The 9980-nt window shown below is 68.0% G+C and carries 9 protein-coding genes; 5 read left to right on the top strand and 4 right to left on the bottom strand.

Annotated elements, in window-relative coordinates; all coding sequences use genetic code 11:
- A partial coding sequence (locus tag AC2VOK_RS02270) for an ATP-grasp domain-containing protein (RefSeq protein WP_428899031.1) occupies positions 1 to 569 on the bottom strand: 569 nt, incomplete at its 3' end.
- Positions 570 to 939: 370 nt separating this feature from the next.
- Between AC2VOK_RS02270 and AC2VOK_RS02265 the strand changes: the two genes are divergently transcribed.
- Together AC2VOK_RS02265 and AC2VOK_RS02260 are read left to right on the top strand one after the other, a co-directional pair.
- Positions 940 to 2001 (top strand): M23 family metallopeptidase, encoded by a 1062-nt coding sequence (locus AC2VOK_RS02265; protein WP_428899030.1) that lies wholly within the window; start codon positions 940 to 942, stop codon positions 1999 to 2001.
- A 4-nt stretch (positions 2002 to 2005) separates the two neighbouring features.
- Positions 2006 to 2590 (top strand): hypothetical protein, encoded by a 585-nt coding sequence (locus AC2VOK_RS02260; RefSeq protein WP_428899029.1) that lies wholly within the window; start codon positions 2006 to 2008, stop codon positions 2588 to 2590.
- A 22-nt stretch (positions 2591 to 2612) separates the two neighbouring features.
- Here AC2VOK_RS02260 and AC2VOK_RS02255 read toward each other — a convergent pair whose 3' ends face one another.
- The gene (locus tag AC2VOK_RS02255) at positions 2613 to 4958 is read right to left on the bottom strand and encodes a UvrD-helicase domain-containing protein (RefSeq protein ID WP_428899028.1); all 2346 of its coding nucleotides are present in this window, start codon (positions 4956 to 4958) and stop codon (positions 2613 to 2615) included.
- Positions 4959 to 5275: 317 nt separating this feature from the next.
- Here AC2VOK_RS02255 and AC2VOK_RS02250 point away from each other — a divergent pair, with 317 nt between their 5' ends.
- Positions 5276 to 5596 carry a chorismate mutase gene (locus tag AC2VOK_RS02250; RefSeq protein WP_428899027.1) on the top strand — a complete coding sequence of 107 codons (321 nt, stop codon included), beginning with the start codon at positions 5276 to 5278 and terminating at the stop codon, positions 5594 to 5596.
- Positions 5597 to 5702: 106 nt separating this feature from the next.
- The gene (gene pgi, locus AC2VOK_RS02245; RefSeq protein WP_428899026.1) at positions 5703 to 7367 is read left to right on the top strand and encodes a glucose-6-phosphate isomerase; all 1665 of its coding nucleotides are present in this window, start codon (positions 5703 to 5705) and stop codon (positions 7365 to 7367) included.
- Here pgi and AC2VOK_RS02240 read toward each other — a convergent pair.
- A complete protein-coding gene (locus tag AC2VOK_RS02240; protein WP_428899032.1) occupies positions 7337 to 7924 on the bottom strand; it encodes a TetR/AcrR family transcriptional regulator in 588 nt (195 codons plus the stop codon). The two genes, pgi and AC2VOK_RS02240, sit on opposite strands and share 31 nt — an antisense overlap.
- 99 nt (positions 7925 to 8023) lie before the next feature.
- Here AC2VOK_RS02240 and AC2VOK_RS02235 point away from each other — a divergent pair, with 99 nt between their 5' ends.
- Positions 8024 to 9349, top strand: coding sequence for an oxygenase MpaB family protein (locus tag AC2VOK_RS02235; protein WP_428899025.1), 1326 nt, complete (start codon positions 8024 to 8026; stop codon positions 9347 to 9349).
- A 26-nt stretch (positions 9350 to 9375) separates the two neighbouring features.
- Here the strand turns inward: AC2VOK_RS02235 and AC2VOK_RS02230 are convergent.
- The coding region (locus tag AC2VOK_RS02230; protein ID WP_428899024.1) for an SDR family oxidoreductase at positions 9376 to 9980 on the bottom strand (605 nt) is incomplete at its 5' end.

Genomic DNA, 9980 nt, shown 5'->3' with positions numbered 1-9980 from the left:
ACCTCCACCAGAGTGGCGTCCTCGGCGACGAAGACCTCCCACAGCTTGGAAATCGTGACCGCGGCGGCGTCGAGCACCTCGGCCGGCAGGTGACCCTGCTCGGCGATGGAACGCGCGAACGCGAGGTCGACCCCCTTGACCGCGTCGACGGGAACCTTGGCCAGCCGCTCGGGCTTGGTGGCGGCCACCTCTTCGATTTCCACACCGCCCTCGACGGAGCACATCGCCAGATACGTGCGGTTGGCCCGGTCCAGCAGGAAGGAGATGTAGTACTCCTCTGCGATGTCGCTGGCCTCGGCAACCAGCAGTTTCTTGACGATGTGGCCCTTGATGTCCATGCCGAGAATGTTCGTGGCGTGTTCGTAGGCATCGTTGGGGGTCGCGGCGTACTTCACACCGCCGGCCTTCCCGCGGCCACCCACCTTCACCTGAGCTTTGACCATCACCGGGTGACCGATTTCGGTCGCGATAGTCTTGGCACCCTCGGCGGTGTCGGTCACCCGACCCGGCGTGCTCGGTACGTTGTGTTTGGCGAAAAGTTCTTTGGCTTGATACTCGAAAAGGTCCATGGGCTCACTGTCTTCGCTCGGCTTGCTGCTCGGCCTATCCGTCGGCGGTACCCGAATCGGCAACGCGCACGGTGGCACTGTATCCACACCCCGGACGGGACCCGACGCCGCGTCCACCCATGTGGCGCAGGTCACGGCCTTTTCAGCTGACGCCCCGATGGTGAGTCAGATCACAAAATCAGTCGGATGGTGTCGCGAGGTTGCCAGTGGCTCCGGTCAACGGATAGCGTCCTAGGGTCCAGATAACGTTATGGTCACGATACGAGGACATTCCAACTTGTCCCAGCACCGTTTATCCCAGCACCGTTTATCCCAGCACCGTTTAGCTCGTTCACCCGCCGCAACGGGGTCAGGTGATTCGCGCCGCAGGATGGACCGGCATCGTCACGACGTGACCGAAATCCTGCCACTCGACGGCTTCGACTTCGAGGCCCTCGATGTCGCCGACGACGTCGGAGAACTCGCCGAACTGGATTTCAGCAATGACTCCGTCTTCGACAACGGAGCGAGCGTCCTGCGGGCGCCCGAACTCGACGATCTCGACGCCAGCGACGACATGAGCCCGCTGCGGCTGTCCGTCCCGCGCCGGCTCGACGTCCGGGTGCACATCGAGCCGGGCACCGAGATCAGGGGGGGCGCGCACCCCGGCGATCCCGATGCCACCGAGGTGATTCCGGTGACCCAGGCGATTCCGGTGGCCCAGGTGATACCTATGGCGCGCCGCGGCGGCCAGCACCGCGTGCAACCCACCAGCGCGGCCCGGAGCCGGCTGCTCATCTCGGCGATGGCCGCCGGCGCGGCGGCCGCGGCGGCACACACCGCGACCAGCCAGGCGGACACCCCCAGGACCACGGCAGTGCTGACCGCGCACGCATCGTCACTCACCGGCGGGGCAGGCGTCGGCGCAAGCCGGGGAGCTCAGGTGATCGCCGTTCAGCCCGCGGCAGACGTCGGGGTCCACAACGAAGAACTCGCCAAAGGCGTTGCCTTCGCCAACGCCCGCGCCCAGCGCGAGGCGCGGTTGCAGCAGCCGCTCTACGTCATGCCGACGAGGGGCATGTTCACCTCCGGCTTCGGTTATCGCTGGGGAGTACTGCACGCCGGAATCGACATCGCCAACTCGATCGGAACGCCCATCCTCGCCGTCTCCGACGGCGTCGTCGTCGAGGCGGGGCCGGCCGCAGGTTATGGCGCGCTGGTCAAACTGCGCCATGCCGACGGCACGATCACGCTCTACGGTCACATCAATTCGACGCTGGTCAGTGCCGGCCAGCGGGTGATGGCCGGCGACCAGATCGCCACCATGGGCAACCGGGGCAATTCGACCGGACCGCATCTGCATTTCGAGGTGCTCCAGGGCGGCAGCCGACGAATCGACCCGCTGCCGTGGCTGGCCAAGCGCGGCCTGAAACTGGGCAATTACACCGGTTGATCTGGTGAGCTCACCGAACGACCCCACTCGTCAGCGCCCAGCCGAGCCCGCGGCAGCGTCGCCCGGCTCCGCGTCGCGGATCATCCGGCGTGCGCCCACCGGTCCGATACCCCGGGCACCGGGACCGACCACCGGCCAGTTCGCCCCCGCGCCACCCCCGGCGTATCAGGGCGGGCCCCGCGCGGGGAGTCGGGAGGGTTTTGCCGGTGCGCCGGACGATGCAGCGAGTGACCGGACTGCCGTCGCCGGGTGCGCGGTCAGCATCGTCAGCGGGTGGGCCACCGCGGTCGTGGCCACGGAACTGATCGCCGGCTGGTGGAGAACCGACCGCCTGTTCTGCATCGCCATCGCATTTCTCGCGCTGGTCTTTGCCGTGGCCACCGTCACCGGCGTGATCATGCTGCTGCAGCACCGCCCCCTCGGGCGATACCTGATCGTGGCCGGCGCGGTCGTCGCGGTGCTCACCTACGGCGGGGTGTTCATCGCAGGCGCGCGCGTCGCCTGGATCGTGCATGCCCTCCCCCTACTGCCGGTCGCCAGCGTGGTGCTGGTCATGCATCCGCACACCAAGCGTTGGCTGCAGGAATAGCCGCCGGTTCCCGGAGCGGGTTCTACAGCTTGCTGAGCGGGGCGTGGTTGTGCATCAGCTTCACCCGGCCGGAGCTGCCGAAGTCGATCAGCGACATCGCCGATTCGCCGGCGCCGGAGACCTCCTCGACGCGGCCCAGCCCGTACTTGTCGTGGGTGACCCGGTCGCCGGGCTGCAGCACCAGCAGCGGACGCTTGCCCGCCCCTGAGCGCGTCGGCGCGGCCCGCGGCGTACCGAACCGGCCGGCGCCGCTCACCGGTGCGCTGAACGACGGGGCGCGCGCCGTGGGCCGCCAGTCGATGAGCTCCTGCGGGATCTCCTGCAGGAACCGCGACTCCGGGTTCAGCATCGGCTGTCCCCAGGACGACCGTACGACGGCTCTGCTCACATACAGGCGCTGGCGGGCCCGCGTGATGCCGACATAGGCCAATCGTCGCTCCTCGGAGAGCTCGCCCGGGTCGTCGAGGGCCCGCATGTGCGGGAACATGCCGTCCTCCCATCCGGTCACGAACACGACCGGAAACTCCAGACCCTTCGCGGTGTGCAGCGTCATCAGGGTGACCACACCGGCGCCGTGCTCGGGGATCTCGTCGGTGTCGGCCACCAGCGACACCCTCTCCAGGAACGACGCCAGCACACCGGCGTCCGGCAGGTCTTCGTCGGCCTGGTTTCGCGCCGACTCGTCGAGCGCCACCGCGTTCGCCTGGTCGGTGCTGAATTCGTGCGCGACGCTGACGAGTTCGTTGAGATTGTCCAGCCGGGCCAGCTCCTGCGGATCACTCGAAGACTCCAGCTCCCGGCGGTATCCGGTGCGCTCGAGCACCGACTCGACCAGGTTGCCGAGGTCGTCATCAAGTCGGCCGCGCAGAGCGTCGAGCATCTCGACGAAACCGGCGATCGCCTTCTCGGCGCGGCTGTTGAGCATCGGCACCTTGCCCTCGGCGGCCGCGACGAGCGCGTCGGCGAAGCTCGCACCGGTGTTCTCGGCGTATACCGCCACGCAGGCCTCGGCCCGGTCGCCGATCCCCCGCCGCGGCGTGTTCAGGATGCGCCGCATGCTGACCGCATCGCCGGGGTTGTCCAGCACCCGCAGGTAGGCGACGATGTCGCGGATTTCCTTGCGCTCGTAAAACCTTACTCCCCCAACGACTTTGTAAGGAATCCCGGCGCGGATGAACACCTCTTCCAGCGACCGCGACGAGTTGTTGGTGCGGTAGAAAACGGCCGTGTCGTTGTAGGTGAACTCGCCGCGATCGACCAGGGCGTCGATCTCCTCGGCCACGAACCTGGCCTCGTCGTGCTCGTTGTCGGCGACGTAGCCGACGATCAGCTCCCCGGCGCCGGCGTCGGTCCACAGCCGCTTCTCGCGCCGTCCGGAGTTGCGCGCGATCACCGAGTTGGCCGCCGACAGAATGTTCTGCGTCGAGCGGTAATTTTGTTCCAGCAGAATCGTCGTGGCATCGGGATAGTCGCGTTCGAAGTCCTCGATGTTGCGGATGGTGGCCCCGCGGAACGCGTAGATCGACTGATCGGCATCGCCGACCACGCACAACTCCGCCGGCGCCAGGCCGTCGGGTGCGTCCGCGCCGTCGCGGCCGACCAGCTCCCGCACCAGCACGTACTGGGCGTGGTTGGTGTCCTGGTACTCGTCGACCAACACGTGGCGGAACCGGCGCCGGTAGTGCGCGGCGATGTCGGGGAAGGCCTGCAGCACCGCCACGGTTTCGCCGATCAGGTCGTCGAAGTCCAGCGCGTTGGCCGCCCGCAACCGTCGCTGGTATTCGGCGTACACCGAGGCGACGGTATGCGCCAGGCCGTCGGAGGGGTCCGACAGTTGCGCGAGGTTGTCCGCGGCCTGCGCGGGATCGATCAGCTCGTTCTTCAGGTTGGAGATGGCGTTGGCCAGCAGGCGCGGCGAATGGCGCTTGATGTCGAGCCCCATGTCGCGGCCGATCATCTGCAGCAGGCGGCGTGAGTCGTCGGCGTCGTAGATCGAGAAGTTGGAGTTGAGCCCGGGGATCGACGACGCCTGGTTGCGCAGGATGCGCACGCAGGTGGAGTGGAAGGTGGACACCCACATCGAGGGCCCAGTCCGGGCTCCGACCAGCTGGACCACCCGTTCGCGCATCTCGGCGGCGGCCTTGTTGGTGAACGTGATCGCCAGGATCTGACCGACCCCGGCGCCGCGCGCGCCGATCAGGTAGGCGATGCGCCGGGTCAACACCGCTGTCTTGCCCGAGCCGGCACCCGCGACGATCAGCAGCGGCGAACCCTCGTGTACCACCGCCTGGCGCTGCTGCGGGTTGAGGCCGTCGAGCAGATGGTCGGCTGCAGGGGTGGGCTTGGCATCGGTTACGTGCACAGTCATGACGGTCCAAACTTACCGCCGCGCACCGACGGCGCGGGGCCAAGTCGGGACGCGCCCCGACGGTGCACGGCGGAGAACGTGGCCGGCCACGTCGCGTCGCCGCGGCTGGTGAAGGATTTTGCTGGGCGCGGCCCCAGGTGGCACACTCGATTCGTGCTCCACGCGCAGCATCGTCGGCGTACCCCCGACCAGGACTGGGTAAGCCGATTTTTCTCTGGGTACCGGCCAGCGGTGCCCATGGTGTAGCTGCCTTCGCAGAGCCCCGTGGTCCGCTTCGGCGATTCGGGGCTCGTCTCTTTTGTGAGGCCCGATACCGGATGAGACCAGAACCCCCACATCACGAGAACGCGGAGATCCAAGAGATGAACACCGAGATGGCCGTCAGCCAACCGGCGGCCGACATCGAGGAGTTGCGCGCGGAGATCGACCGGCTCGACGCCGAGATCCTCGCCGCGGTCAAGCGGCGCGCGGAAGTGTCCCAAGCGATCGGCAGGGCCCGCATGGCCTCCGGCGGCACCCGGCTCGTGCACAGCCGCGAGATGAAGGTCATCGAACGCTACAGCGAACTGGGTCCCGACGGTAAGGACCTGGCGATACTGCTGCTACGCCTGGGCAGAGGCCGGCTCGGTCACTCGTAACCGCGAATTTCCGCGGTGCGGCAGCGGATTGCGCCGGCCGCCGCGCGCCGGCGCCCGGCGTCGCCAGAGGTGGCTGCCTCCCGTCGGGCCGCATTAGGGTCGGAACATGACCTTCGTGCCCACCCTCCCCGACATCACCGCCACCAGAGCGTGGGACGCCCTGCGCAGGCACTACGACCACATCGGCGACACCCACCTGCGCCGGCTCTTCGACGACGACCCCGACCGTGGACGCGAACTCACCGTCACGGTCGGCGACCTCTACATCGACTACAGCAAACATCGTGTCACCCGCGAGACGCTGCGGTTGCTCGTCGACCTGGCCCGCGCCGCCCACCTCGAGGAGCGCCGCGACCAGATGTTCGCCGGCCGGCACATCAACACCTCCGAGGACCGCGCGGTGCTGCACACCGCCCTGCGGCTCCCCCGCAACGCCGAACTGGTGGTCGACGGCCAGAACGTGGTCGCCGACGTGCACGCCGTCCTCGATGCCATGGGGGACTTCACCGACCGCCTGCGCAGCGGGGAATGGACCGGGGCCACCGGGAAACGCATCGGCACCGTGGTCAACATCGGCATCGGCGGATCGGATCTGGGACCGGTGATGGTGTACGACGCGCTGCGCCATTACGTCGACGCCGGCATCACGGCGCGCTTCGTCTCCAACGTCGACCCCGCCGACCTGACCGCGACCCTGGCCGATTTGGACCCCGCCACCACGCTGTTCATCGTCGCCTCGAAGACATTCTCCACCCTGGAGACGCTGACCAACGCAACGGCCGCGCGCCGCTGGCTCACCGACGCACTCGGCGACGCCGCGGTGTCCAAGCATTTCGTGGCGGTGTCCACCAACAAACGACTGGTCGACGACTTCGGCATCGACACCGCCAACATGTTCGGGTTCTGGGATTGGGTCGGCGGGCGTTACTCGGTCGACTCGGCGATCGGGCTGTCGGTGATGGCCGCCATCGGCCGTGCAGCCTTCGCCGACTTCCTGTCCGGATTCCACATCGTCGACGAGCATTTCCGGACGGCGCCACTGGAGTCCAACGCGCCCGCCCTGCTGGGCCTCCTCGGCCTGTGGTATTCCGATTTCATGGGCGCCCAATCACGCGCCGTGCTGCCCTATTCCAATGACCTGTCCCGTTTCGCGGCCTACTTGCAGCAGCTGACCATGGAGTCCAACGGCAAGTCGACGCGCGCCGACGGCACGCCCGTCACCACCGACACCGGCGAAATCTTCTGGGGCGAACCGGGAACCAACGGCCAGCACGCGTTCTACCAGTTGCTGCACCAGGGCACCCGGTTGGTGCCGGCCGATTTCATCGGCTTCAGCCAGCCCCTCGACGACCTGCCCACCGCCGAGGGCGACGGCAGCATGCACGACCTGTTGATGAGCAACTTCTTCGCCCAGACCCAGGTGCTGGCGTTCGGCAAGACGGCCGAGGAGATCGCCGCCGAGGGAACGCCCGAAGACGTCGTGCCGCACAAGGTGATGCCCGGCAACCGGCCGTCCACCTCGATCCTGGCCGACCGGCTGACCCCGTCGGTGCTGGGCCAGCTGATCGCCCTCTACGAGCATCAGGTGTTCACCGAGGGTGTCGTCTGGGGCATCGATTCGTTCGACCAGTGGGGTGTGGAGCTGGGCAAGACGCAGGCCAAGGCGTTGCTGCCGGTGCTCACCGCCGACGCGGCCCCCGAGCGGCAGTCGGACAGCTCGACCGACGCGCTCGTTCGTCGCTACCGCCGCGAACGAGGGCGCGCCGGCTGAGCTCTCGCGCCGGGACGCCGCACGAAGGCCCGCAGGCGCTCGGCAGTCGCGGCCTGAGGGTCTTCGAGGTGCAGCCGCAGCAGCTCGCGCCCGGCGGCGTGCAGGATCCGGGCGGTGTATTCGGGCTCATCCAGGCGGGGGTGTATCCGCAGCAGTTCACGCACGAAGAACTCGATCACCACGGCCTCCGCCTGGGCCAGGCGTTCATAGAGCTGCGGCGGAGCACCCTGCGGCGGGAACAGGAACAGCCGCCACGTCGCCGGGTGGGCGTCGACGGCGGCCAGCACGCCGTCGAACGCGAGCACGAGCGACTGGTTCTCCGCGGCGTCGTCGAGCCCGGAGACCGCCTCGGCGAACTGCTCGCCGGCCCGCGCCGCCTCCCGCTCGATCAGTTCGACGAACAGCCCCGCCAGATCCCCGAACCTCTGATAGATCAACGACCGGTTGATGCCGGCCGCGTCGGCGATGCGATTCGGCGTCGCCGCGTGGAACCCTTCGGCATCGACGATCGCGTGCGTGACGTCGAGAATCTGCTCGCGCCGCCCCTGCGCGGTCATCCGGCGCTTCGGGGCGTCCACGGTGGTCACCCTTGACAGCATAACTAACAAGTTGTGAGTATTACTCACCACGCGTTCGTCAGCCGGAGGTCGCCTGCCATGCCCAGCGTCGCTTACTACCCCGAACTCGCCCAGCGGGTCCGAAGCCAGCGCGATCTGCAGCCCGATCTGTACGGCGACTTCGACTTCGACCGGCGGCCCGACCGCCTGGCCACCGAGCCCGAGGCGGAGTCGGCCCTGCCCGCCTGGATCGCCGAGCGCGCGGAGATCCTCGCCGACGACCGCGTCGTCGAGTTGATGAGCACGGCAACACTGCTCGGCGACGTCGTGGCCGATCCCTACGCCGCGCTGATGGCGACGCACAGCGTCACGCACCTGATCGACATGCTCAAGACGGCCTGCCGCGAGGGCATCGAAGCCGTGCCCGAGGCGCCCCCCGAACTCGCGGCGTTCATCGCCGCCATGGAGGCCACCCCGGAGTGGATCGACTTCGACCTGGTCCGTGAGGGCGCCCGCCAGGAGCGGATCCCGGCCGCCCTGCTGGCGCCCTTCATCACCCGGGGTGCCTTCGTCGCGACCTTCACCAACACCTACGCCGCTCTGCCGATGGCCCTGACCGGGGCGCTCTCGGGCAAGCGGGCCGCGCGGCGGGTCAACGAGACGGCCAGTTTCTTCGCCGTCACCACGCTCCCCGGCGCGCTGGATCGTCACGGCCCCGGGTTCGAGGCGGCCGCCATGGTCCGGTTGATGCACTCGATGGTCCGCTACAACGCCCTGAAGAAGTCGGACAAATGGGATGCCGCGGTCTACGGGATGCCCGTTCCGCAGGTCGACCAGATGCCCGCCGGCATGATCGGCCAGTACCTGTTGGCCCGCAAGGCGCGCCGGGAGGGCCGCACCGCGTTCACCGCCGCCGAACGCGCCGTCGTCGAATTCGCAAGGTACCGCTGCTTTTTGCTCGGCCTGCCCCAGGAACTACTGCCCGCAGAACCCGCCGACATCGTCCACGTCATGCACGCGCGTTCGGCGCTGCTGCGCCACGGATTCGACACCATCTGCCAAGAGCTCGTCCGCGGCACGATGGCGGCCTACCTGCGCCCCGACACCACCCTGTTCGACCGGTGCGCCGACGCGGTCGAGAAGAGCTTCAGCAAGCTCACGTTCGTCCGCACCTTCTGCAATGGCGATCGCGAGATCGCCGAGGCCATGGGCGTCTCACTCGAGGCGACGGATCTCCTGCGTATCGCGCTCACCGCACCGTTCATCATCGGACGCTTCACCGCAGTGAGCCACGCCAGCCGCATCCCCGTGCTGCGCGACATCACCGATGCGTACGTCATCGGGCTGCTCAAGCTCCGGCTCGTGACCTATGGTAAGCCCGAATTCACCACCGATGCAACGCATTACACGCCGGTTCCGCACTGACCCGAAGCGGCGGCCGCCGGCAGGGCTCAGGCGAAGAACTTGGTCAGCGGGGCCGGCAGCACCCGCATCAGCTGCACCAGCGGCGCCCACGGCCACCACGGCACCGCCGCCCGTCCGGGTTCGCGCTCGATCGCGTCGACCAGCGCCTTGACGCCGGTCGCGTTGTCCACCATGAACAGTGTGCTGTTGGACTTGGCCGTCATCTCCGACTCGATGTAGCCGGGCTCGATCACCGACACCCTGATGGGCCCGCGGCCGTATTCGGCGCGCAGGGATTCACCCAGCGAGCGCATGCCGGCTTTGCTCGCGGCGTAGGAGGCCTTGACCCCCGGCACGCCCCTGGCGCCCAGGACCGAGGAGATCAGCACCAGGTGGCCCGATCCGCTCTTGGCGAACATCTCCAGCGCCGTTTCGATCTGCACCAGGGCGGCAACCAGATTGGTCTCCAGCGTCGCCTTGTTGGCCCACACCTTGCCGGAACCCAGCCGGGCGCCCCTACCGATGCCGGCATTGACGACGACGCGGTCGATGCCGCCAAGCTCGTCAGAAAGCTCGCCGAAGACCTTGGGCACCTGCTCGTGGTCGTTGACGTCGAGCGCCGCGACCGCAATCGTGACTCCCGGATACTGTT

Source organism: Mycobacterium sp. TH-M116 (assembly GCF_057473685.1).
Note: the sequence above shows the minus strand (reverse complement) of the source record. Positions and strands in the feature narration are given on the sequence as shown.

What these genes read in the sequence shown, in the direction of transcription:
- AC2VOK_RS02265 (WP_428899030.1), top strand. Translation starts at nt 940, where the DNA reads ATGGACCGGCATCGTCACGACGTGACCGAAATCCTGCCACTCGACGGC.
- AC2VOK_RS02255 (WP_428899028.1), bottom strand. Translation starts at nt 4,958, where the DNA reads ATGACTGTGCACGTAACCGATGCCAAGCCCACCCCTGCAGCCGACCAT.
- AC2VOK_RS02250 (WP_428899027.1), top strand. Translation starts at nt 5,276, where the DNA reads ATGAGACCAGAACCCCCACATCACGAGAACGCGGAGATCCAAGAGATG.
- pgi (WP_428899026.1), top strand. Translation starts at nt 5,703, where the DNA reads ATGACCTTCGTGCCCACCCTCCCCGACATCACCGCCACCAGAGCGTGG.
- AC2VOK_RS02240 (WP_428899032.1), bottom strand. Translation starts at nt 7,924, where the DNA reads ATGACCGCGCAGGGGCGGCGCGAGCAGATTCTCGACGTCACGCACGCG.
- AC2VOK_RS02235 (WP_428899025.1), top strand. Translation starts at nt 8,024, where the DNA reads ATGCCCAGCGTCGCTTACTACCCCGAACTCGCCCAGCGGGTCCGAAGC.